Source organism: Brevundimonas alba (genome assembly GCF_011927945.1).
Taxonomy (GTDB): Bacteria; Pseudomonadota; Alphaproteobacteria; order Caulobacterales; family Caulobacteraceae; genus Brevundimonas; species Brevundimonas alba.
Window position 1 is genome coordinate 1,441,801 of record NZ_JAATJM010000001.1, and the last position, 23,192, is coordinate 1,464,992.

Annotated in this window: 24 protein-coding genes; 15 read left to right on the forward strand and 9 right to left on the reverse strand. The window is 69.6% G+C overall.

Going from position 1 to position 23,192, the window contains the following annotated elements; all coding sequences use genetic code 11:
• Nucleotides 1–17 precede the first annotated feature (17 nt).
• The 6 genes from GGQ87_RS07160 (at nt 18) to GGQ87_RS07185 (ending at nt 8,036) form a co-directional block, all read left to right on the forward strand.
• Nucleotides 18–1,658, forward strand: coding sequence for a sensor histidine kinase (locus tag GGQ87_RS07160; RefSeq protein ID WP_245161525.1), 1,641 nt, complete (start codon nt 18–20; stop codon nt 1,656–1,658).
• Nucleotides 1,659–1,733: 75 nt separating this feature from the next.
• Nucleotides 1,734–2,525: a phytanoyl-CoA dioxygenase family protein gene (locus tag GGQ87_RS07165; RefSeq protein ID WP_168046030.1), complete on the forward strand. Its 792-nt coding sequence runs from the start codon at nt 1,734–1,736 to the stop codon at nt 2,523–2,525.
• 52 nt (nt 2,526–2,577) lie between these two features.
• Entirely contained in the window at nt 2,578–3,240 is a 663-nt protein-coding gene (cuyB, locus tag GGQ87_RS07170; protein ID WP_168046032.1) for a cysteate racemase, read from the forward strand.
• A 39-nt stretch (nt 3,241–3,279) separates the two neighbouring features.
• A complete protein-coding gene (locus tag GGQ87_RS07175) occupies nt 3,280–4,212 on the forward strand; it encodes a nucleoside hydrolase (RefSeq protein WP_168046034.1) in 933 nt (310 codons plus the stop codon).
• Entirely contained in the window at nt 4,209–5,060 is an 852-nt protein-coding gene (locus tag GGQ87_RS07180) for a ribokinase (protein ID WP_342448321.1), read from the forward strand. Before GGQ87_RS07175 ends, GGQ87_RS07180 begins: the two co-directional genes overlap by 4 nt.
• Nucleotides 5,061–5,129: 69 nt before the next feature.
• Nucleotides 5,130–8,036, forward strand: coding sequence for a M16 family metallopeptidase (locus tag GGQ87_RS07185; RefSeq protein WP_168046038.1), 2,907 nt, complete (start codon nt 5,130–5,132; stop codon nt 8,034–8,036).
• Between the two features lie 10 nt (nt 8,037–8,046).
• Here the strand turns inward: GGQ87_RS07185 and GGQ87_RS07190 are convergent, their stop codons facing one another.
• Together GGQ87_RS07190 and GGQ87_RS07195 are read right to left on the reverse strand one after the other, a co-directional pair.
• Nucleotides 8,047–8,397, reverse strand: a complete 351-nt coding sequence (locus GGQ87_RS07190; RefSeq protein WP_342448322.1) for an endonuclease domain-containing protein — start codon at nt 8,395–8,397, stop codon at nt 8,047–8,049.
• A 106-nt stretch (nt 8,398–8,503) separates the two neighbouring features.
• A complete protein-coding gene (locus tag GGQ87_RS07195) occupies nt 8,504–9,175 on the reverse strand; it encodes a bifunctional 4-hydroxy-2-oxoglutarate aldolase/2-dehydro-3-deoxy-phosphogluconate aldolase (protein WP_168046040.1) in 672 nt (223 codons plus the stop codon).
• Nucleotides 9,176–9,408: 233 nt separating this feature from the next.
• Here GGQ87_RS07195 and GGQ87_RS07200 point away from each other — a divergent pair, with 233 nt between their 5' ends.
• Both GGQ87_RS07200 and GGQ87_RS07205 read left to right on the forward strand, forming a co-directional pair.
• Entirely contained in the window at nt 9,409–9,780 is a 372-nt protein-coding gene (locus tag GGQ87_RS07200; RefSeq protein WP_168046042.1) for a hypothetical protein, read from the forward strand.
• The gene (locus GGQ87_RS07205; protein WP_209282413.1) at nt 9,777–10,334 is read left to right on the forward strand and encodes a hypothetical protein; all 558 of its coding nucleotides are present in this window, start codon (nt 9,777–9,779) and stop codon (nt 10,332–10,334) included. The genes GGQ87_RS07200 and GGQ87_RS07205 overlap by 4 nt, the downstream gene beginning before the upstream one ends.
• Before the next feature lie 5 nt (nt 10,335–10,339).
• Here the strand turns inward: GGQ87_RS07205 and GGQ87_RS07210 are convergent, their stop codons facing one another.
• Both GGQ87_RS07210 and GGQ87_RS07215 read right to left on the reverse strand, forming a co-directional pair.
• Nucleotides 10,340–10,834: a hypothetical protein gene (locus tag GGQ87_RS07210; RefSeq protein ID WP_168046044.1), complete on the reverse strand. Its 495-nt coding sequence runs from the start codon at nt 10,832–10,834 to the stop codon at nt 10,340–10,342.
• A complete protein-coding gene (locus GGQ87_RS07215; RefSeq protein WP_342448323.1) occupies nt 10,831–11,646 on the reverse strand; it encodes an alpha/beta hydrolase in 816 nt (271 codons plus the stop codon). Before GGQ87_RS07215 ends, GGQ87_RS07210 begins: the two co-directional genes overlap by 4 nt.
• Nucleotides 11,647–11,693: 47 nt before the next feature.
• Here GGQ87_RS07215 and GGQ87_RS07220 point away from each other — a divergent pair, with 47 nt between their 5' ends.
• From GGQ87_RS07220 to GGQ87_RS07250, 7 genes are all read left to right on the forward strand, one after another.
• Nucleotides 11,694–11,948, forward strand: a complete 255-nt coding sequence (locus GGQ87_RS07220) for an Lrp/AsnC family transcriptional regulator (protein WP_168046046.1) — start codon at nt 11,694–11,696, stop codon at nt 11,946–11,948.
• Nucleotides 11,949–12,069: 121 nt separating this feature from the next.
• On the forward strand, nt 12,070–13,254 hold the full coding sequence (locus GGQ87_RS07225; protein WP_168046048.1) for an acyl-CoA dehydrogenase family protein: 1,185 nt from the start codon (nt 12,070–12,072) through the stop codon (nt 13,252–13,254).
• A gap of 5 nt (nt 13,255–13,259) precedes the next feature.
• Nucleotides 13,260–14,378, forward strand: a complete 1,119-nt coding sequence (locus GGQ87_RS07230) for an acyl-CoA dehydrogenase family protein (protein ID WP_168046050.1) — start codon at nt 13,260–13,262, stop codon at nt 14,376–14,378.
• Between the two features lie 13 nt (nt 14,379–14,391).
• Entirely contained in the window at nt 14,392–14,757 is a 366-nt protein-coding gene (locus tag GGQ87_RS07235) for an energy transducer TonB (RefSeq protein WP_168046052.1), read from the forward strand.
• 58 nt (nt 14,758–14,815) lie between these two features.
• Nucleotides 14,816–16,114, forward strand: coding sequence for a homogentisate 1,2-dioxygenase (hmgA, locus tag GGQ87_RS07240; RefSeq protein WP_168046054.1), 1,299 nt, complete (start codon nt 14,816–14,818; stop codon nt 16,112–16,114).
• 406 nt (nt 16,115–16,520) lie between these two features.
• The gene (locus GGQ87_RS07245; protein WP_245161430.1) at nt 16,521–16,931 is read left to right on the forward strand and encodes a hypothetical protein; all 411 of its coding nucleotides are present in this window, start codon (nt 16,521–16,523) and stop codon (nt 16,929–16,931) included.
• 39 nt (nt 16,932–16,970) lie between these two features.
• Nucleotides 16,971–17,687: a DUF1295 domain-containing protein gene (locus tag GGQ87_RS07250; RefSeq protein ID WP_168046058.1), complete on the forward strand. Its 717-nt coding sequence runs from the start codon at nt 16,971–16,973 to the stop codon at nt 17,685–17,687.
• A 62-nt stretch (nt 17,688–17,749) separates the two neighbouring features.
• Here the strand turns inward: GGQ87_RS07250 and GGQ87_RS07255 are convergent, their stop codons facing one another.
• The 5 genes from GGQ87_RS07255 to zwf all read right to left on the reverse strand — a co-directional run bounded on the left by GGQ87_RS07255 (nt 17,750) and on the right by zwf (nt 23,189).
• Entirely contained in the window at nt 17,750–18,010 is a 261-nt protein-coding gene (locus GGQ87_RS07255) for a hypothetical protein (protein WP_168046060.1), read from the reverse strand.
• 87 nt (nt 18,011–18,097) lie between these two features.
• Nucleotides 18,098–19,075 carry a glucokinase gene (gene glk, locus GGQ87_RS07260; protein WP_168046062.1) on the reverse strand — a complete coding sequence of 326 codons (978 nt, stop codon included), beginning with the start codon at nt 19,073–19,075 and terminating at the stop codon, nt 18,098–18,100.
• A gap of 52 nt (nt 19,076–19,127) precedes the next feature.
• Nucleotides 19,128–21,029: a phosphogluconate dehydratase gene (gene edd / locus GGQ87_RS07265; RefSeq protein ID WP_168046064.1), complete on the reverse strand. Its 1,902-nt coding sequence runs from the start codon at nt 21,027–21,029 to the stop codon at nt 19,128–19,130.
• Nucleotides 21,029–21,736, reverse strand: coding sequence for a 6-phosphogluconolactonase (gene pgl, locus GGQ87_RS07270; protein WP_168046066.1), 708 nt, complete (start codon nt 21,734–21,736; stop codon nt 21,029–21,031). The genes edd and pgl overlap by 1 nt, the downstream gene beginning before the upstream one ends.
• Complete coding sequence (gene zwf / locus GGQ87_RS07275) at nt 21,729–23,189, reverse strand: glucose-6-phosphate dehydrogenase (protein WP_168046068.1); 1,461 nt, start codon at nt 23,187–23,189, stop codon at nt 21,729–21,731. Before zwf ends, pgl begins: the two co-directional genes overlap by 8 nt.
• Nucleotides 23,190–23,192 lie beyond the last annotated feature (3 nt).

A 23,192-nucleotide genomic window follows, 5' to 3' on the forward strand; every position in this document is an offset into this window, starting at 1 on the left:
AGTTTTCCGGGGTGGGTATGATCAGGGACAGGCCGGCATCGCTGCGCACCGTGCTGGTGCTGTTCGCCCTATGCATCATCCTGCCGACGACCCTGGCCATCGGCGGCATGGTTGCGTGGAACGTGATGCAGGTGCGGCGTTCCCACGAGGCCGAGCTGCTGGCCACGGCAAGATCGGCCTCGAAGGCGGTCGACATCAAGATGGTGCAGCTCAAGACCGCGGCCGACGCCCTGGCCACGTCGGAACCCGTGATTGCCCAGAACTGGGGCGCGGCCCGTCGGCGCATAGAGCGGCTGGGTCTTCCTTCCGACTCGTGGGTCGCGGTGAGTGACCAAGCGGGACGGCGTCTGCTGAACACCAGCCCGCTCGCCGGACCGGCTCCGCCGCCCCGGCTGCCGAGACCCGCAGGCGTTCAGGCCGCGCTGAGAAGCGGCCGCGCCGTGATAAGCGACCTGTTCGTCGGGGCCAGCACCGGTCAGCAGGTGGTGGCGATCGACCGGGCGGTTCCGGGTGATCCGAACCAGAAGGTTGTCTCGCTGATCGTGGCGCCACGCAGGCTGTTGCCGTCCGCGGATGAACTGGCGTTGCCGGCGGGCGCCATCATCACGATCGTCGACCGGAGCCAGCACGTGATCGCCCGGAGTTCGGGGCATGAGCGGTTCCAGGGCGTCAGCGCGACCCCGCATATGAAGGCCATCCTGAACCGGCGGGTGGAGGACGTGGCGGCCAGCCGGTCGCTCGACGGGCGTCCGACGGTCGTGGCCTACAGCCGCTCGGACCTGACGGGATGGACCACGATGGTGGTGGTGCCGGAAGGCACCGTCCTGCAGCCGGTGCTGAGGAACGCCGGGGCCTTCGTCCTGCTGGCTGCGATCCTTCTGCTGCTCGGGATCGGTCTGTCGCGCATCTTCGGCAATGTGCTGATCCGGGAGCTGCGGGCGCTGGAGGAGGACGCGGTGCGTCTGGGCCATGGGCAGAAGGTGGAGCGCAGGCCGGGGCGGATCGAGAATGTCGAGACGGTGCAGTCGGCCCTTAGCGAGGCTTCGGCCGAGCTGCGGCAGCGGGCGTCGCGGCAGGAGCTGATGATCAACGAGTTGAACCACCGGGTGAAGAACACCCTGGCCACGGTTCAGGGCATCGCGGTGCAGACCTTCCGCCAGGCGGATCCCGACGCGCCGGCCAAGTTCGATCACCGGCTGGTCGCCCTCGCCGCGGCGCACGACCTGCTGACGAAGACGTCATGGGAGCCGGTCGACATCCGGTCGGTGGCGGAGGGCTGTCTGGAGGCGTCGGGCGGCGATCTGGTGTTCACCGGGCCGTCGATCCTGCTGCCGCCGCACGCGGCGCTGGCGCTGTGCATGTGCCTGCACGAGCTGGTGACCAACAGCCTGAAATATGGGGCGCTGTCCTCGCCCGGCGGCAAGGTGTTCATGTCGTGGACGCTGACCGACGAGGGCGAGATCGACTTCCTGTGGCGCGAGCAGGGCGGGCCGCCGGTCAGGACGCCCGAGCGGCGCGGCTTCGGCAGCCGGCTGGTCGACCGACTGGTGAAGACGGAACTGGGCGGGCACGTTGAACGGGAGTTCGCGCCGGAGGGGCTGGTGATCACCGGACGGTTCGTGCTGCCGGACTCGGAGCGGTGGCGGAACTCGTTCTGACGGGAAGTTCGGCGGCTACGCTTTGGATGAGGGCGGGGCGGGATTATCCTGCTGTTTTCCTTGAAGCTTCGCCATATGACGCCCGAACAGATCAAGGCTCACGCCGACGAGGTGCGCGAGATCAGCGCGACCATCGTGCGGGGGCTGTTTCCCGTCGAGACCATCGACGCCTGGAACGCGGCCTTCCAGCCGCTGCTGGCCGAGGCGATGGCGCGGGAGGGTGACGACCCGAACCGGGGTGCGGCGCGGTTTTATGTGACGCTGCCGTTCGACGGGCTCTGGGCCGATCCGGAGATCATCGACAACGACGTGGTGATGGCGATCGTATCCGAGCTGGTCGGGGCCGACGGGATGATGTGCCAGCTGGCCAGCGACACGCCGCTGAACGGGTCGGACTATCAGGGACTGCACCGGGACACGCAGCTGCTGTTTCCCGAGACGGGGGCGGAGACACCGCCGTACCAGCTGGCGGTCAATTTTCCGCTGGTCGATGTCACCGAGGCGAACGGGCCGATGGAGATGGCGGCGGGGACGCACATGCTGTCGAAGGCCGAGGGCATGCGCCGGGTCGAGAGCGGCGAGGCGCCGCTGGAGCCGGTGCTGATGAAGCGCGGCGACGTGATGATCCGCGACGTGCGCCACATCCACCGGGGGACGCCGAACCGCACCGACGAGCCGCGGCCGATGGTGGTGATCGGCTACAGCCGGCGCTGGCTGTACCGGCCGGAGGTGGGCATCCGCGTGCCGCGGGCGACGCTGGAGCGGCTGCCCGAGCGGGCGCGGCGGTGGCTGAGGTTCAATCCGGTGTTCGCTAACACGGCCGAGGCGCTGCAGGCCGGGGAGAGCTATCGCGAGTTCGCCTACTAGCGGCGGCGGGGTTTCGGCGCATAAGGGCGGCTGGACGATCGGCGGAGGCGAGATGGGCAAGGTTCTGGGCGTGCTGGGCGGCATGGGGCCGGCGGCGACGGTGGCGTTTCTGGCGCGGGTGCAGGCGCTGACGCCGGCCGAGGGCGACCAGGATCACATCCGGGTCATCGCCGACATCAATCCGCAGGTGCCGGACCGGAACCGCGCGCCCGACGCGGCCGAGGCGGTGTTGGGGCAGATGGCGATGCGGCTGCGCGACGCCGGGGCCCAGGTGCTGGCCATGCCGTGCAACACGGCGCACGGGCAGGCGGCGGGGATCCGCAAGGTCGGCCTGCCCTTCATCGACATGATCGCCGAGACGACCGAGGCCGCGGCCGCGGGCGGGGCGAAGAAGATCGGCGTGCTGGCGACGCCGGGCGGGGAGGCGCTCTATACGCGCTCGCTGCAAGGCAAGGGGCTGGTGGTGGTGCGGCTGGCGGGGCACGACCGCGACGCCTTCATGGACTGCGTCTATGCGGTGAAGCGCGGGGACGTGGGCGAGGCGCCGCGGGCGGAGATGCGGCGGCTGGCGGCGGCGCTGGTCAGCGCGGGGGCGCAGGCGGTGATCGCGGGCTGCACGGAGGTGCCGCTGCTGCTGGAGGCGGGGGAGGTCAGCGTGGCCTTCGTCGACTCGGCCGAGGTGCTGGCGGCGGCCTGCGTCAAGGCGTGCGCCTGACGGTTGCCTATCGGAGCGAGCCGCTCCAAACCTGATCCCGTGAACAGACAATCCCTCATCCTTGATTGCGACCCCGGTGTGGACGACGCTGTGGCGCTGATGCTTGCGTTCGGCGCGGGCGAGTTCGAGCTGCTGGCCGTCACCGCGGTGGGCGGCAATGTGCCGGTGGAGAAGACGGCGCGGAATGCGCGGATGCTGCGCCAGATTGCGGGGCGGGAGGACGTGCCGGTGTTCGCGGGCGCCGACCGGCCGCTGAGGCGCGAGCCGGCGGGCGCGGGCGAGTTTCACGGCGAGGAGGGGGTGGGCGACATGGAGCCCTTCGAGCCGGATGCTCCGTGTGCGGACGGTCACGCGGTCGACGCCATCGTCGATCTGGTCATGGCGCGGCCGGAGGGGTCGGTGGCCATGGCGGTGGTCGGCCCGATGACCAATCTGGCGCTGGCCCTGCGCAAGGAACCGGCGCTGGCGCAGCGGCTGGGGCCGGTGGCGGTGATGGGCGGGGCGCGGGCCGAGGGCGGCAACATCACGGCCTCGGCGGAATTCAACATCTGGGCCGATCCCGAGGCGGCGGCGGAGGTGCTGGCCAGCGGCTGCCGGGTGGTGCTGTTCGGACTGGACGCCACGCATCAGGTGCGGGCGACGGACGAGCGGATCGCGGCGCTGGAGGCCACGGGAACGCCGAGGGCGGGCGTGGCGGCCTCGATGATGCGGTTCTCGCAGCGGATCGAGCGGGAGATCGTCGGCTGGGACGCGCCGCCGGTGCATGATCCGTGTCCGGTGGCCTGGCTGCTGAAGCCGGAGCTGTTCGAACTGGCGGCCTGCCACATCCGGGTCGAGACCGAGAGCGAGCTGACGCGGGGACATACGGCGGTGGAGTTCCGCCGCGAGGTGGCGGGAACGCTGCCGCATGGCTGGGCGGTCACGGCGGACGCGGACGGGGTGTTCGCCCTGATCGGGGAGAAATGCGCGTGACCCGGATCACCGTCGTGGGGTCGATCAATCTGGATCTGGTGGCGTCCGCGCCGCACCTGCCGCGGGCGGGGGAGACGGTGACCGGGGCGACGCTGGCGCGGCATCCGGGCGGCAAGGGGGCCAATCAGGCGCTGGCCGCCCGGCGGCTTGGGGCCGAGGTGGCGCTGGTCGGGCGGGTCGGCGACGACGCGATGGCCGACGAGGCGACGGCGCTGCTGGAGGCCGGCGGGGTCGACCTGTCGGAGGTGGAGAACGATGCGGAGGCGCCGACCGGCGTGGCCCTGATCGCGGTTGATCCGTCGGGCGAGAACCAGATCGTGGTGGCGGCCGGGGCCAACCACCGGATGACGGCGGCGCAGCTGCCGGCGCGGATCGAGGGAGCGCTGATCCTGCAGCTGGAGCTGCCGCTGGAGGTGTGCGAGGCGGCGGTGGGGCGGGCGACCGACTTTGTCTGCGTCAACCTGGCCCCCGCCCAGCCGGTGTCGGACCAACTGCTGCGGCGGGCCGATCTGATCGTGGTCAACGAGACCGAGGCGGCCTTCTATGGCGACCTGCTGCATCATGGCGGCGGGCGGGTGGTGACCACGCTCGGCGCGAACGGGGCGGTGATGCATCAGCGCGGGGGAGAGATCGCGCGAGCCGCGCCGCCGAAGGTGACGGCGGTAGATGCGACGGGGGCGGGGGACGCGTTCGTCGGGGCGATCTGCGTGGCGCTGCTGGAGGGGATGGAACCGCAGGCGGCGCTTGCCTTCGCCTGCGCGGCGGGGGCGTTGGCGGCGACGCGGCCGGGAGCCCAGCCGTCGCTGCCGACGCGGGCCGAGGTCGAGGCGATCATTACAGCGTCGTAACTTGGGAGGCGGCGGGGCGGCTGTCAGGGTCTCGTCTTCTGTTCAGACCTGATCCTGGGGAACGCCGACATGACCCGCACCGCAGCCCTTCTGGGCGCCTCGCTGCTCGCCCTGACCGCCTTCGCCGGCGCCGCCTCGGCCCAGACCGCGCCGATCAGCGTGCCGCCGCTGGAATACACCCATCGCGAGCTGGCCAACGGGCTGGACGTCTACGCCATGCCCGACCCGAGCGCGGGCACGGTGACCGTGACCCTCTGGTACGACGTCGGCGGCAAGGACGATCCGCAGGGCCGCTCGGGCTTTGCCCACCTGTTCGAGCACATCCTGAGCCGCAAGACGGTCAACCTGCCCTACGGCCAGATCTCGACCATCGTCGAGAACGCCGGCGGGACGCGGAATGCGTCGACCGGGCAGGACTTCACCAACTACTATGAGACGGTGCCGCCGCAGTACCTGGAGACGATGCTGTGGACCCACGCCGAGCGGATGGCGCGGCCGGTGGTCGACGAGGCGGTGTTCCAGGCCGAGCGCTCGATCGTGAAGGAAGAGCTGCGCCAGCGGGTGCTGGCTCCTCCCTACGGCCGGTTCCAGCGCTTCGTGATCGGCGACAACGCCTTCGACGAGAGCATCTATCGCCGCAGCGTGATCGGCTCGATCGAGGAGCTGGACTCGGCCGTGATCGAGGACGCCCGGGCCTTCCATGAGGCCTACTACCGCCCGGCCACGGCGACGATGATCGTGTCGGGCAATTTCGATCCGGCGCAGCTGAACCGCTGGGTCGACCAGTATTTCGCCGGCATCGAGAACCCGTCGCGTCCGGTGCCGGTGTTCGAGCGGCCGGTCGAGACGCCGCGGACCACGCCCCGGTCGGTCGACTCCTATGCACCGAACGTACCGCTGCCGGCGGTCGGGATCATCTATCCCGGCGTGGCGGCCAACCATCCGGACGCGGCGGCTCTGGACGTGATGCAGGGCATCCTGTCGCGCGGCGAGAGCTCGCGGCTGTATCAGGCGCTCGTCTATGACACCCAGCTGGCTTCGAACGCCGGGCTCGGCGTGGGCAGCAACGAGGAGGACGGCACGATCACCGTCACGGCGACGGTGGCCCGCGGCAAGGCCATCGCCGATGTCGAGGCGGCGCTGAACGCCCAGCTGGCGCGGATGCGCGACGAGCCGGTGACGGCGGCGGAACTGGCGGAGGCCAAGACCGAGATCGTGGCGGGCGAACTGCGTCAGCGCGAGACGTCCTCGGGCCGGGCCTTCATCCTCGGACAGGCGATCGTCAGCGAGAACAATCCCAAGGCGCCGGACGAGCATCTGGCGGCGGTGCAGGCGGTCACGGCCGCCGACGTGCAGCGCGTCGCGCGGGCCTATCTGAACGACCAGGCGCGGGTGTCGCTGCGCTATCAGGACGAGAGCGCGCGTCCGGCGGGCGTGCCGGAGGACAGCTGGCGCAATCCGGCGCCGATGCCGACCTTCCTGACCGTGCCGGCCGCCGTTCTGCCGGCCAACGAACTGCTGCCGGAGGGTCAGCGGATGGCCCCGCCGGCGCCGGGCGAGGCGCGAGCCATGGCGACGCCGCGGCCGGTCGAGCGGCGGCTGTCCAACGGGCTGCGGGTGATCGCGGCCAAGTCGACGGACCTGCCGATCATGAACGCCCAACTGGTCATCGGCGGCGGGGCGGCGGCCGATCCCGACGACCGCGCCGGTCTGGCCTCGATGACCGCCAGTCTGGCGACACAGGGCGCCGGCGGGCGCACTGCGCCGGAGATCGCGCGGACGCTGGAAGCGCTGGGCGCCAACATCGGCGGCGGGGCGGATTCCGACGGCACGACCCTGTTCGTTTCGGCCCCGGTCGCTTCGGCCGAGGCGGTCGGCGAGGTGATGGCCGATGTGGTGATGAAACCCGCCTTCGCGGCCGAGGAACTGGAGCGCAGCCGCACCCAGACGATCAACGCCCTGACGGTCAACCTGCGTCAGCCGGGGCCGCTGGCCTCGCTGGTGCTGAACCGCCTGGCCTATGGCGGCGCGGCCTACGGGCGGCCCGCGAGCGGCACGCCGGAGAGCCTGGCGCGGCTGACGCGCGAGGACGTCACGGCCTTCCACGACGCGTGGTGGCGGCCGGACAATGCGACCCTGATCGTCACCGGCGGCATGGAGCCCGAGGCGGCGTTCGCCTTCGCCGAGAAGACCTTCGGCGGCTGGCGCGCGCCTTCGGGAGCCGTGCCCGCGGTGACCGCGAGGGCCGGCGGCGAGATGCTGGCGCCGCGCGTCGTGGTGGTCGACCTGCCGGGCGCGGGTCAGGCGGCGGTGGCGGCGGCGGTGCGCGGGCCGCGCCGCTCGGACGACGCCTGGTATCCGCTGGCGGTCGCCAACAGCGTCATCGGCGGCGGCCAGAACGGCCACCTGTTCCAGGAAATTCGCGCCAAGCGCGGCCTGTCGTACGGGGCCAACTCCTCGCTCGGCGCACGCGTCGACGGCGGCCTGCTGACCGCGGCGACCCAGACCAAGAACGAGAGCGCCGCCGAGGTGGTCGGACTGGTGCTGGCCGAGTTCGACCGGCTGCGCACCGAGGCGGTCGAGCCGCAGATCGTCACCGACCGGGAGACCTACCTGACCGGCGGCTTCTCGCGGAATATCGAGACCACCGGCGGCCTCGGCGGCTTCATCGCCGATGCGGTGACCTATGGCCTGCCGCTGAGCGAGATCGAGGCCTATCCGACGAAGATCAACGCGACGACCCCGGAAAGCCTGATGGCGGCGGCGCAGGCGGTCAGCTCGGAACAGGCCTATGTGGTCGTGGTCGGTCAGGCTTCTATGTTCATCGACGCGCTGCGGGCCCAGCACCCGGATGTGGTGGTGATCCCGGCGGCGGAACTGGACCTGAACAGCGCAGGGTTGGGGCTGCAGGGGCCAGTTTCCTCCCCGCGCATTGCGTGGGGAGGGGGACCGCGAAGCGGTGGAGGGGCTGGTTGATCCTGCCCCACTACCGCTCGCTGGCCGCAGCCCGTATGCCCGCCAGCACCCCGTCCAGATTGTCCCGGATCGAGAGCGCCGGGTAACGCAGGATGGCGATCCCCCGAGCTTCGAGCCAGGCGGTCCGCCGCTGGTCGTAGGCCATCTGTTCGGGTGTACCGTGGCGTGCGCCGTCCACCTCCACCGCGAGTCGCGAGGCGGCGCAGTAGAAGTCGAGGATGTAGGTCCCGATCGAATGCTGCCGACGGAACTTGAATCCGAGGGCACCACCCTTGAGGCAGCCCCAGAGACGGGCTTCCGGAGGCGTCATGTGGCGGCGCATGCGTGCAGCGCGCTGGTAGATGATCGGGTCTGAACCCACCGGCCCCTCCACCGCTTCGCGGTCCCCCTCCCCATCGCTGCGCGACGGGAAGGAAAGATGAGCGCGTGCTGTGGGTGAAAGCCAGAGGCTTCCTATCGAGGGTTGATTACCTCGCCCGGAACGCCGCGATGGCGTCCACGGTCCTCCGGACCTGCGCTTCAATCCCCGCCCAGTCGCTGGCCTTGACCGCGGCGTCGGTGACCAGTTTCGAGCCCATGCCGGCGGCGACGATGCCGGAGCCGAACCATTTGGCGATGGAGGCTTCGTCGGGGTCGACGCCGCCGGTGGGCATGATCTTGGTCCAGGGCATGGGGCCGAGCACGGCCTTGACGAAGTCGGCGCCGCCGACGCTGGCGCCGGGAAAGAGCTTGACGATCTCGCAGCCCAGTTCGTGAGCCTGGCCGATCTCGCTGACCGAGCCGCAGCCGGGGAAGTAGGCGGTCATGCGCCGGTTGCAGACGCGGGCGACCTCCTCGACCAGGCAGGGGCTGACCACGAAGCGGGCCCCGCGGTTGAGGTAGAGGGCGGCGGTGCCGGCGTCGACGACCGAGCCGATGCCCAGGATGATGTCCGGATCGGTACGCTGCAGCTCACGGGCGAGGTCACCGAACAGGTCGCAGGCGAAGTCGCCGCGGTTGGTGAACTCCACCGCCTTCGCGCCGCCGCGGGCGCAGGCGCGGATGACGTTGAGGCTGACCTCGGGATCCGGGTGATAGAAGACGGGGGCCACGCCCTGCGCTTCGAGGGCGGTCAGGACGGCGAGGCGGTCGTGGCGCATGGAGAACCCTTGTCCGCTTGTCCCGGTGAGCGCCGGGATCCGGTGTTGGCAGTCTGACCAGTAGGGCCGGACACCCACCATGACTATCCCAGCCTGAGCGCACAACGAAAGAGCCCGCGCAGCGGCTTCGCTGGATCGCGCTGAACTTATTGTTTCGAAGGGGCGCAGGCCCACAGGTCGGAGGAACCGTTCGTGCACGGAACCGGACGGAGGCTGACGGATTTCCTGACCCGATGATCGCCACCTTCCTGTCACTTTTGCTGCCCTGCGCCCTCCCGCAGAGCGCGCCGGCCCCCGCGTCCGCGCCAGCCGCAGAGGCCGCCGCTCCACCGGATATCGAACTGTCGATCACGGCGCGGGCGGACGAGATTCGCTGGCGGCAGGTCGGCTCGATTTCCGTCCGGGTTTGGAGCGAGCCGTCAGGAGCGGTGATCGAGGAGAACCTGAGCACGGGACTGCCGCGGCCGATCCCGGGCCAAAGGACGTTCCGCGACGTCGAATGGCGGCTGCGCGGCGCGGCGACGATCGCTTCGCCGACGCCGCAGATCGAGATCGAGGCCGGCGAGGCACCGGCGACTGAAACCCCCGAAGGAGATCCGGAATGAAACTCTTGCTGACGGGCGGCGTGGCCGCCGCAGTTCTCTTCGGCGCTGGCGCGGCCGCAGCCCAGACGTCCCCGTCCTCGCAGGTTTCACCGGTGGAGCCGGTATCGAGCCAGTCGTACGCCGCGGCGCCGGGCGATCCGTCGGCCGAGCCCGACGTGCTTCTGGACGTGCCGAACCTGTCAGTCGAGGAGATCACCATCGAGGTGGAGAACCTCGAGGCGCATCTGGCGCTGGAGGCGCGGCTGGCGAACCTGCTGTTCCTGAAGGCCGGCGCCGATGTGACCATCGACAACGTCAAGGTCACCATCAAGGGGGTCGAAGCCCAGGTCCTGTTGAAGGTGCGGCTGGACAATGTGCAGCGGATCATCGACCGCACATTGACCACGATCGACCGCAACCCGGAAATTCTGGAGCGGCTGCTGACTACGGTCGACAACACCGTCGGCACTGTGGGCGGGGTCGCCAACACGACGCTGCAGCCGGGCGGGGTGGTCGACAATGCGGTTGGAACGGTCGGCGGTGTCGCCGGGCAGGTGATCCCGCCTCGGCAGTGAGCTGACTATTCGGGGTAGTCTGGCACGGGATACAGGCTGCGGCTGAGCTGACGTTCGGTCGGCAGCTCGGGTGGGCGGTCCTGCAGCTCCGCGAGCGGAGCGAAGCCCACAACGGTCCACCCGGCGTCGGTCTGGTCGGCGTAGACGATCACGAAGTCGGCGAGGTCGAGGGGCCGGTTGCAAGTATCGCCGCGGTGGCGTGCGAGCGCCGGCACGGGATCCGGGAGGGCCGTGTCGTAGAGCGGCGCGATGGGCGAGAAGGTGAAGACGACGCCGTAGTCACGCGCCAGCCGCTGTCCGCTGACCTGGGCGAGGAAGACCGCTTTCGACCGCAAACGCCATTCGGCCTGCTGACGAGCCCAGCCGCGTGGAGAGTTCACAGGATAGGATTCTCCGTTCGGCTCAACGACCGCGAGCGGCGCGCAAGCCTCCGCCGTAGATGCCGGCAGGCAGGCGGTGGCGCTGATTGCAGCCACGCCGGCGAGAAGGATGCGGCTCATGTCGTCTCCTTCGCCAACTCCGCGATCCGCTTCACCAGGGCGCTGTCCTTGTCGAACAGCGGGTCCAGCACGGTGAAATGGTCGAGGCCGGGGAGGGCTTCGTAGCGGGTCTCGACGCCGCGGGCGGCCCAGAGGTCGGTCATCATGCGGGACTGGCGCAGGAACTCCGGGCTCTCGTTCGCGCCGACGATGCAGTCGAGCACCGTGCCGCCGGGCATGGAGCCGTCGGGGACCGGCCAGTGGATGGGCGAGAGGGCGGCGGCCTCGGCTTCGTCGAGCCGCAGGGCGACGTTGAGCGAGGTGGGGATCAGGGGGGCGAGGTCGAAGACGCCGCTGATGGCGACGGCGGCGGAGGCGCGGGCCTCGGACAGCATGCAGGCCGCCATGTGGCCTCCGGCGGAATGGCCGAAGACGATCGGGCGGACGCCCGCGCGCGCTCGGACAGCGTCGGTCGCGGCGCGGACCTGGCGCAGGATGTGACCGAGGCGGACGGCGGGGGCGAGGTCATAGGAGGGGATGGCGAGACTGACGCCGTGGGCGTTCAGGGCCGGGGCGAGGCCGGAGAACCAGCTGCGATCCAGCGCCTGCCAGTAGCCGCCGTGGAGGAAGACGGCGACGGGCGCGTCATCTCCGGCGGAGAACAGGTCCATGACCTCGCGCTCGCCGGGACCGTAGGCGATCTCCTGCGGGGGTGTGGCCAGGCGGGCGGCTTCGGCGGCGGCCCGCCAGCGCAGCATGACCGTCTGGTGGTCCGGCACGCGGGCGCGGTTGTTGTATTCCGCCTCGAGATCGATCGCGCTCTTACCCGTCACGCCGCCATCCGCTAGATGAACCTCCGGACACCGGAGGGACCGCCGCCATGATGACCGCCATCTTCGTCTTCATCAAATGCGAGCTGGGCCACGCCAACGACGTGGCGGCGGATATCGTGGACAATGTCGAGCACGTGTCGGAGGTTTATTCGACCTCGGGCCAGTACGACCTGCTGGCCAAGTTTCAGCTGCCGAAGGAGATGGACATCGGCACCTTCGTGACCAAGTCGGTGCAGACGCGGGCGAACATCCGGGACACGTTCACGGTGATCACCTTCTCGCCGTTCCTGCCGACGAAATAGTCGACCGACAGCCCCTCCACCGGTGCGCGGTCCCCCTCCCCATCAAGATGGGGAGGAGACGCTGACGCTGACGTAACGTCACCCGCGAAACGCTGCTAACGTCCCGGAGACGGAGGCTCGAATGACCGATCTGGATACCTTCCGCGCGGAGACGCGGGCGTGGCTGGAGGCGAACTGCCCGGCGGAGTGCCGCGGGCCGGTGGCCAGCGACGAGGACCGGGTGTGGGGCGGGCGCAATGCGACCTTCCCGACGCCGGCGCACAAGCTCTGGCTGGAGCGGATGGGCGAGCGGGGCTGGACGGCGCCGGAGTGGCCGGCCGAATACGGCGGAGGCGGGCTGAGCCGCGAACAGGCCAAGGTGCTGGCGTCGGAGATGCGCCGCATCGATGCGCAGGCGCCGCTGGCCAGTTTCGGCGTCTGGATGCTGGGCCCGGCCCTGTTGCAGTTCGGTACCGAGGAGCAGAAGCAGCGTTTTCTGCCCGAGATCGTCCGGGGGGAGATACGCTGGTGCCAGGGCTATTCCGAGCCGGGCGCGGGGTCCGATCTGGCGGCGATCCAGACGCGGGCGGAGGATCGGGGGGACCACTGGATCGTCAACGGGCAGAAGGTCTGGACCTCCTACGCCGACAAGGCGGACTGGATCTTCTGTCTGGTCCGGACGGACCCGGAGGCGCCCAAGCATCTCGGCATTTCGTTCGTGCTGTTCGACATGGCGACGAAGGGTGTGTCGACGCGGCCGATCACCCTGATCAGCGGCAAGAGCCCGTTCTGCGAGACCTTCTTCGACGATGTGCGGGTGGAGAAGACGAACCTCGTCGGCACGCTGAACCGCGGTTGGGACGTGGCCAAGGCGCTGCTGGCGCATGAGCGGACGATGATCGGGGCCATGGGCGAGATCGGCGGCGGACGGCCGCTGGGGCAGGTGGCGACGGGGTCGCTGGGCCTCGACGACGGTGGGCGGCTGGACGAGCCGATGCTCCGTGCCCGGATCGCCGAGCTGGAGGTGGACGCGGCGGCGTTCCGGCTGGCGATGGAGCGGACGGGCGATCTGGCCAAGGCCGGGCAGGCGCATCCGGCCATCGCCTCGATGCTGAAATACTATGGCTCCGAGCTGAACAAGCGGCGGCACGAACTGCTGATGGCGGCGGGCGGGTCGGACGCGCTGGAATGGGAGGGCGAGCGGTCGCGCGGGGGAGCGACGGCGCGCGACTGGCTGCGGACCAAGGCCAACTCCATCGAGGGCGGGACGTCCGAGGTCCAGCTCAACATCATCGCCAAACACCTGCTGCAATTGCCGGGCGCCTGACCTCCATGCCGCTGATCCTGACCGAAGAGCAGACCATGCTGAAGGAGGCCGCGGATGGCTTCCTGGGCGAGCACGCGCCGATCGCGCACCTGCGCAAGCTGAGGGACGAGCGTGATCCCGACGGGGTGTCGCGCGAGCTGTGGCGGGCGTTCGGCGAGATGGGTTTCGCCGGGGTGCTGATCCCGGAGGCGCATGGCGGCTCGGGATTGGGCGCGGTCGAGGCCGGGGTGGTGGCCGAGGCGCTGGGACGGACGTTGACGCCGTCGCCCTTCATGGGCTCCGGCGTGCTGGCGGCGACGGTGCTGGCGGGCGGATCGGACGAGCAGCAGGCGGCGTGGCTGCCGAAGATTGCGGCGGGCGAGGCGATCGTTTCGCTGGCGGTGGACGAGGGGCCCAAGCACGCGCCGGCGCGGATGACGGCCATGGCGGAGCGGTCGGGCAACGGCTTCCGGCTGAACGGGGCCAAGGGGTTCGTGCTGGACGGTCATGTCGCCGACGCGCTCATCGTGGCGGCGAAGACGGGCGAGGGGATCGGCCTGTTCCTGATCGATCCGTCCACGGACGGTGTGGCGGTCGAGCGGACGGTGATGGTCGATGCGCACAATGCGGCGCGGGTGACGCTGACGGATGTCCAGGTCGATGCCGATGCGCTGATCGGATCGGTCGAGGGCGGGGAGGCGCTGCTGGAGCGGGCGCTGAACCTGGGCCGGGCGTGCGCGGCGGCGTCGCTGACCGGGGCGGGGGATCAGGCGTTCCAGACGACGCTGGAGTATCTTCGGACGCGCAAACAGTTCGGCAAGCTGATCGGCGAGTTCCAGGCGCTGCAGCACCGGGCGGCGCATCTCTTCTCGGAGATCGAGATCGCCCGGGCGGCGGTGATGGGCGCGCTGCAGGCGCTGGACGCGGGCAGGGACAGCGCGCCGCTGGCGGTGTCGGTGGCCAAGGCCAAGGCCGGGCGGGTGGCCGAACTGGCGGTGCAGGAGGCGGTGCAGATGCACGGCGGGGTCGGCATGACGGACGAGTTCGACGTCGGCCTGTTCATGAAGCGGGTGCGGGTGCTGAACGAACTGCTCGGAGACGCCGGGTTCCATCAGGAGCGGATGGCGCGGGCGCAGGGGTTCTGAGAGGATCGACAGGATGCTGTCCATCGGACTTGCGCTCGTGGCCGTTGGACAAGACCCGCAGGTCCTGAACGGCGTGATCGTCCGCCCGCAATGGGTGGCGACGCCGACCGCCGAACAGATGATGCCGGAAAGCATCCGCCGTCCTGAGGGGACAGACCACCTTCCATACGGCGAAGTGCAACTGCGCTGCGTGGTGCAGGCCGAGGGTCGACTCGACGAGTGCCGGATTGTCACCCTGTCGACGGCCTATCCGGAGCTGGGCGAAGCCGCCTTGGACGCCGCGAGATATTTCCGGCATGCGCCAAGACTTGAAAATGGTCCGCCTGCCGCGGGACTGGGCGTTCTTCTCAAGTTGCGCTGGGCTTCGCCGGCAGACTGAGCGGGGTAGTGTGTCGCCCGCAGCCCCGCTAAACCTCCCTCACGGGAGACGACGCACCATGACGACGCGAGCCAACGCGCCAGCCTATATGCCGGGGTTCGGCAATCATTTCTCGACCGAGGCTGTGGCGGGCGCCCTGCCTGAGGGGCGGAACTCGCCGCAGCGGACGCCGATGGGGCTGTATGCGGAGCAGTTGTCGGGGACGGCGTTCACGGCCCCGCGGAGTGAGAACCGCCGGTCGTGGCTGTACCGGCTGAGGCCGTCGGCGCAGCATCCGGCGTACAAGCCGTTTCATCAGGGGCTGGTGAGGTCGGGGCCGTTCCACGAAGCGCCGCCGTCGCCGAACCGGATGCGCTGGGACCCGCTGCCGATGCCGGCCGAGCCGACAGACTGGGTCGAGGGGCTGGTGACCTATGGCGGCAACGGAGACGCCGAGGCCGGGATCGGGACGGGCATCCACCTGTATGCCGCCAACCGGTCGATGACAGACCGGGTCTTCTACTGCGCCGACGGCGAGCTGCTGATCGTGCCGCAGATGGGGGAACAGGCCTTCGTCACCGAGATGGGCCGGATCGACGCTCGGCCGGGCGAGATCGTGGTCATTCCGCGTGGCGTGCGGTTCCGGGTGGAGTGCTCCGGCCCGATCCGGGGGTATGTCTGCGAGAACTACGGGGCCGCGTTCCGGCTGCCGGATCTGGGGCCGATCGGCTCGAACGGACTGGCCAATCCGCGGGATTTCCAGACGCCCGTGGCGGCGTTCGAGGACGTGGATCGCCAGACGGAGTGCGTGCAGAAATTCGGCGGGCGGCTGTACAGCACGACCTTCGATCACAGTCCGCTGGACGTGGTCGCCTGGCACGGCAACAACGCGCCGTACAAATACGATACGGCGACGTTCAACACGATCGGCACGGTCAGCTTCGACCATCCGGACCCCTCGATCTTCACGGTGCTGACGTCGCCGAGTGATACGCCGGGCGTGGCCAACGCGGACTTCGTGATCTTCCCGCCGCGCTGGATGGTGGCCGAGGACACCTTCCGCCCGCCGTGGTTCCACCGGAACGTCATGAGCGAGTTCATGGGGCTGGTGACCGGCGAATATGACGCCAAGGAGGGCGGGTTCGCGCCGGGCGGGGCCAGCCTGCACAACTGCATGAGCGGTCACGGGCCGGATCAGGCCAGCTATGACAAGGCGGTCGCGGCCGATCTGAAGCCGGTCAAGATCGAGAATACACTGGCCTTCATGTTCGAGACGCGCATGCCGATCCGCACCACGGAATGGGCGCAAACCTCGCCGACCATGCAACTGGACTACGACGACGTGTGGACGGGATTCAAAAAGGGGCGGGTCGGGTAGTGGTGCGATCGGCGACCTTGTTCTTGCTGGTGCTGATGATCGCCGGCGGCGTCAACGCCCAGCCGACACAATCAGGGCCAGCGTACGTCCGCGGGGAACAACCCGCGCCTTACTCTGAATGGCTCGCCTGCGAGCAGGGCGGAGGCGAGATGAGGCGGGAAGGATTCCGGCAGCTCTACATGTGCGTCACGCGGTTCCGCGATGCCGGAAGGGTCTGCGACGCCAAGAGCGACTGCGAAGGTCAGTGCTTCGGCCGACCTGGTCGAACGCACCGCATTGGCCAAGCCGCTACAGGCATCTGCCAGGCCGATACCGCGGAGGCCTTCGGGTGTCGAACCCGCGTCGATGGTGGTCGCGTTGTAAGTCAGATGTGTATTGATTGACCCGTTCAGACAGGATGCCCCTTATGCGCTCAGTTCTAATTCTCGTCGCGGCCCTGTTCGCCGTCGCCTGCCAGCCGATGCCCGCGGACGGGGGAAAGACCGATCTGGCCCAGTCGTCGGGGCAGGTTCCGGTCCAGACCCCGGCGCAGAGCGCGGCCGGTGGAACGGACGCGGCGGCGTGCGCGGCCCAGGGCGGCAAGATGCTGCCGCAGGGACGGATGCAGACGATGCGCTGCGTGATCTCCTATACCGACGCCGGGAACCGCTGCACCGATGGCGGCCAGTGCCAGGGCGACTGCCGGGTCGAGGCCGCAGCCGAAGCGCCGAACGCCGGGGCGGCGGCGGTCGGCCAGTGCCAGGCCACCAGCAGCCGCTTCGGCTGCTACACCACCGTCAAGGACGGCAAGGCCGAAGCCACGATCTGCGTCGACTGACCGGATGCATCCGGCGTCCAGCCGCGGCGTTGCCGTGACATGACACTGCCCGAGATCGCCGCCCTGCTGGGCCTGAACCTGGTCCTGTCGCTGGCGGCGATGGCGGCTGCATGGGCCGTGGCCTGGCGAACCGGCAAGTCCGGTCTGGTCGACGGCGTCTGGCCGCTGGTCATGCTGCTGATGGCGGGGACGACCTTTCTGATCGTGGACGGCGACCCGGTTCGCAAGGCGCTGCTGCTCTGGCTGACCGGGCTGTGGGCCGTGCGCGAGGCATGGCGCGGGCTGTCGCCAAGGCTGAGGCTCAAGGCGGATGCACGCTACGCCCGCGTGTTCGAGAACAGCACGGGGCTGAAGACCACGGCCGCGGCGCCGCTGCTGTTGTGCTTCCTGCCGCAGGGGGCGCTGGGGTGGCTGACCGCCCTGCCGGCCCAGCTGGGACAAGTCGAATTCGCCCCGACGGTCGGATGGCTGGGTTGGTCCGGCGCGGTGCTGGCGGTGGCCGGCATGGCGGCGGCGGCGCTGGGCGATCTGCGACCGCAGGTGTTCGGCGGCGAGCGGGTGGCGGCGAAGGGACGGATCGGGTCGGCCTGGGCTCTCTGGCTCAAGCGCCCGGACTATCTCGGCGATCTGGCCGTCTGGTGGGGGCTGTTCCTGATCGCAGCGGAGACGGGGCCGGGTCGTTGGTCCATCGCCGGGCCTGTGTTCCTGACCGTGGCGCTGACCCACTGGGCGCAACGGAAAACCCCCGCCGCGTGAGCGACGGGGGCTGACCGTTCGAAGAAGTTCGCCGGGGTCATGAACCCCCGGCGTAGTTCGTCTTACTGACCCGGGTTCGCCGTCGAAGGCGAGGTGTTCGGGGTGTTCTCGGTGGTCATGCCGCCGTCGGCGTTGCCGGCTTGTTGCTCGATGGCGTCAGCCTTTTCGTTAAGCGCGGTTTCCTGCGACTCGGTCGGAGCGGCCGCGGCCTGCTCTTCCAGGGCGTCCGCTTTGACTTCGGCGGCGTTGTCGGCCGGGCTGTTGCAGGCGGCGAGGCCGGCGAAGGCGAGGGCGGCGGCAGAGGCGATGATCAGCTTACGCATTGTGAGTTCCTTCCACAGTGGAGCCTCCATAATGCGCCGCTTCGGACTTGGTTCACGTCCGCGTGACCAAAAAGTGAGATTCCCGACTTAAACCGCCTCAGCGAAGGCCACGCGGGCCGCTCCGAGCAAGGCTGCGTGCTTGTGCAGGATAACGTGGGTGGGGATTGCCGCCATGTAGTCGGTGAACCGGCCCTTGCGTTCAAACCGTTCACGGAACGGGCTCGACTGCAGGAACGGCAGGATGCGCGGAGCGATGCCGCCGGCGATGTAGACGCCGCCGCGAGCGCCGGTCGTCAGGGCGATGTCGCCGGCCACGGCGCCGAGGATGGCGCAGAAACGAGCGAGGGTGGCGCCGCAGGCGCTGCGCGGATCGGCGAGCGCCTCGTCCGTGATCTGGGCCGGGTCGTCGATGTGGGTCTCGCGCCCGTCGATCTCGGCCAAAGCGCGGTGCATGTTGAGCAGGCCGGGGCCGCAGATCAGCCGCTCGATCGAGACGCGGTCGTAACGGCGGCGCAGGATGCGCAGGATCTCGTCCTCGATCGCATCGCCGGGGGCGAAACAGGCGTGCCCACCCTCGGAGGGCATGGCCAGTTCATTGCCGCGGCCATCGCGCACCAGAGCCGAGACGCCAAAGCCGGTGCCGGGGCCGAGCACGGCGATGGCGGACTGGGGATCGCCTTCCTCGGGACCGCCCAGCGACGCCAGTTCGTCTTGCGGCACGACAGGTGCGCCCCAGGCGAGGGCCTCGAAGTCGTTGATCAGGCGGACGGGCTCGAGGCCGAGCGTGCCGAGTTCCTGTTCCGACACGCGCCAAGGCGAGTTGGTCAGGTCGATGGCGCCGTCGGTCACCGGACCGGCGACGGCGATGACGCCCGAGGTCGGCTTGACGTCGCAGCCGTCGATGAAGGCCTTCACCCCGCCGAGGAAGGTCGGGTGATCCGCGCCCTTGAAGCTCTGGTGATGCTCCAGCACCGGGCGGCCGTTGATCATGTGGGCGATGGCGAAGCGGGCGTTGGTGCCGCCGACGTCGCCGACCAGCAGCGTCTTGTCCCAAGCGATGGTCATTGGATGTTTGCCCTGTCGTTCGCCGCGCGGCGGCTCTCTGCTTGAGGGAGCGTCATGCGTCGACCGCGCGGTCGACGAGGTTCGGGTCGGGCTGGCTGTCGTTCCATTCCGATCCGGCGGTCGGGGCCGGGAAGCAGACGGTGGCGCCCTGCTCGGCGGTCGAGACGACATGGCGGAAGGCGCCGAACAGCTCGCGGCCATAGCCCCAAGCGGAGCCGCTGGCGTGCTCCGGCGAGCGGACGGCGGCTGTCCGGGAGGACAGGTCGACGCCGACGGTGGTCAGCACGCCGGCCTCGGGATCGAGCCGGATGATGTCGCCGTCGCGGACGCGGGCCAGCATGCCGCCCGCGAGCGCTTCGGGCGAGACGTGGATGGCGGCGGGCGTCTTGCCCGAGGCGCCGGACATGCGGCCGTCAGTGACGAAGGCGACCTTGAAGCCCTTGTCCTGCAGCACGCCGAGGGCCGGCGAGAGGCTGTGCAGTTCCGGCATTCCGTTCGCCTTGGGGCCCTGGAAGCGCAGGACGACGACCACGTCGCGGGCGAGCTTGCCGTCCTTGAACGCCTGAAGGGCGTCTTCCTGGGTTTCGAAGACCATGGCGGGCGCCTCGATGACGCGGTTCTCCGGCTTGACGGCCGAGACCTTGATCACGGCGCGGCCGAGGTCGCCCTGAACCAGACGCAGGCCGCCCTCCCGGTCGAAGGGGGCGGAGGCGGGGCGGAGAATGTCCGTATCCAGACTCTCCGTGACGCCGTCGCGCCAGACCAGCTCGCCGTCGACCAAGGACGGCTCCTGGAAATAGTGATGGATGCCGGGACCCATGATGGTCTGGACGTCGGAATGGATGTTGCCGGCCTGGGCGAGTTCGCGAGCGACGAAGGCGACGCCGCCAGCGGCCTGGAAGGCGTTCACGTCCGCCGAGCCGTTGGGATAGACGCGGGCCAGCAGGGGGGTGACCGAGCTGAGCTGGTCCATGTCGGTCCAGTCGATCAGGACGCCCGCCGCGCGCGCCATGGCCACGAGGTGGATGGCGTGGTTGGTCGAGCCGCCGGTGGCGAGCAGGGCCACGACCATGTTGACTACCGACTTCTCGTCGACGACGTCGGCCATCCGGCCCTGTCCCTCGCGGGCCAGTTCGACCGCGCGCTTGGCGGCGGCGGCGGTGAGGGCGTCGCGCAGACCGGTCTCCGGATGGACGAAGGCGGTCGAGGGCATGTGCAGGCCGCACAGCTCCATCATCATCTGGTTGGAGTTGGCCGTGCCGTAGAAGGTGCAGGTGCCGGGCGAGTGGTAGGAGCCGATCTCGCTCTCCAGCAGGGTCTGACGGTCGACCTGGTTCTGGGCGTAGAGGGCGCGGACGCGGGCCTTCTCCGCGTTGGGAATGCCGCTGGGCATGGGACCGGCGGGGGCGAAGACGACAGGCAGGTGCCCGAAGGCCAGCGAGCCCATGAACAGCCCGGGCACGATCTTGTCGCAGACGCCGAGGCAGATGACAGAGTCGAAGGCGTCGTGGGTCAGGGCGACGCCGGTCGACATGGCGATGACGTCGCGGCTGAACAGCGACAGCTCCATGCCGGGACGTCCTTGGGTGACGCCGTCGCACATGGCGGGGGTGCCACCGGCGACCTGTGCCGTGGCCCCGACCTCGCGCACCGCCTCGCGGATGATGTGCGGGAAGCGCTCGAACGGCTGATGGGCCGAGAGCATGTCGTTGTAGGCGGTGACGACGCCGACGTTGGGCGCCGTGCCGGACATGGCCGTCAGCTTGTCCTTGATGGGATTGCCGGCGAAGGCGTGGGCCCAGTTGGCGCAGCTGAGCTTGGCGCGGGCGACGCCCGAGGCTCCGGCGGCGTCCATGCGGCGGAGGTAGTCGGAGCGGGTGGCGCGGGAGCGCTCGACGATGCGGGCGGTGACCTCGGCGACGACGGGGTTCAGGGCGGGAGCGGTGCTTGGCATCAGGCCTTCTCCGTCCACAGAACGTCGAGCGGGACGCCGTTGGCGACGAGGGCGGCGATCGGCTGGGTGTTGGGATCGCCGGCGGCCTCGCGCTCGAAGACATCGCGCTTGGCGGCGCCGGTGAGGGCGAGGACCACCCGGCGGGCGCCCATCAGATAGGGCAGGTTGATCGACAGCCGCTCAAGCGTTGGGCCACGGCCGTCGCGGCCGGTGGGCACGCCGAGGACGGTCGGGTTCAGCTTCGGGGAGAGCAGCGATTTCAGGGTGGGGCTTTCGGGGAACATGGAGCAGATATGGCCATCCTCCCCCATGCCGAGAAGGACCGCGTCGAGATGTCCGCCCTCGGTGGCGAGCGCGTGGGCCGCGACGGCGGCGGCGCGGTCGACGGTGACCTGCGGTGAATAGAGGGGGACGAAGCGGCTGGTGGCGGCGGGGCCGTTCAGCAGGGTCCGCTTCATCAGGGCGGCGTTGGACTCGGGCGAGGACTCGGGGACGTAACGCTCATCGACAAGGGTGACGACGATGCGGGGCCAGTCGAGCGGCGCCTGGGACAGACGGGCGTAGATCGGGGAGGGCGTCGAGCCGCCGGCTCCGGCGAAGACAGCCTTGCCGGATTCGGCCAAGGCGGCGGACAGCGTCTCTGTCAGGCGGGCGGCGCAGGCGGCGGCCCAGCTATCGGCGTCGGGAAGGGTTTCGACCTCAGGCATCGCCGGAGTTCCAGGCGCGGCCGGTGCGGGAGAGGAGCAGGTCCGCGGCCTCGGGGCCCCAGGTGCCGGCGGGATATTCGTGCGGCTTGAAGGCCGCGCCCTCCCAGGCCTCGGAGACCTCGTCGACCCATTTCCACGCCTGTTCCGCCTCGTCGCGGCGGACGAACAGGGTGGAATCGCCGTGCAGGGCGTCGAGCAGCAGGCGCTCGTAGGCGATGCGGCGGCGGGGTGGCTTGGCAGCCTTGTCGTTCTGGCCCCAGGACAGGCTCATGCGGATGGGCTGGAGCTGCATCCGCTGGTCGAGGCCGGGCTTCTTGTTCATCACCGATAGGGAGATGTCTTCCTCGGGCTGGAGCTCGATCACCATGCGGTTGGCCTGGATCTCGCCGCGTTCGTTGCGGTCGAAGATCGAGTGGGGCAGCGGCTTGAACTGGATGACGATCTCGGTGCGCTTCTCGGGCAGGCGTTTGCCGGTGCGCATGAAGAAGGGCACGCCGGCCCAGCGCCAGTTGTCGATGTCGGCGCGGACGGCGACGAAGGTTTCGGTGTCGGACGGCTGGCCCCGTTCGTCGTCGTAGCCGGGGACGGCCTTGCCCTCGCTCTCGCCGGCGACGTATTGGCCGCGGACGGTGACGCGCTCGGCTTCTTCATAGGTGATCGGACGAAGCGAGCGGAGAACCTTGACCTTTTCGTTGCGGACGGAGTCCGGATCGAGGTCCGACGGGGGCTCCATGGCCACCAGGCAGAGCAGCTGGAGCATGTGGTTCTGGAGCATGTCCCGCAAGGCTCCGTACTCGTCGTAATAGGGCCAGCGGTCGCCGACGCCGACGGTCTCGCCGACCGTGATCTGGACGTGATCGATCGACAGGTTGTTCCAGAGCGGCTCGAAGATGGTGTTGCCGAAGCGCAGGGCGATCAGGTTCTGGACCGTTTCCTTGCCGAGGTAGTGGTCGATGCGGAAGACCTGATGCTCGGAGAAAGCGTCGGCGACGGCGTCGTCAATCTGGCGGAAGGTTTCGAGGTCCCGACCGACGGGCTTTTCCAGCACGACGCGGTCTTCGGGCTCGGCCAGTCCGGCCGCGCGCATGGCGGTGACGATGCGGGCGTAGAGCGAGGGCGAGACGGCGAGGAAGGAGGTGCAGGCCCCGTCGCCGACCTTGTCCTTGAGCGGCTTCAGGCTTTCGGCCGAGGTGGCGTCGACGGCGAGATAGTCGAGACGGGCCGCCATCCGGGACCATGCCTCGTCTGACCAAGCATCGTCGGCCTTCGCCTTGGCCTCGACCGACTGGCGGACCTTGGCGACATAGTCGTCACGGCTTTCGTCGGACCGGGCGGCGCCGATGATCTCGAGGCCGTCAGGCAGCAGGCCGTCGTGCTCGAGGAAGTAGAGCGAGGGCAGGAGCATCCTCATGGCGAGGTCGCCGCCGCCACCGAACAGCACCAAGGCCGCCATGCG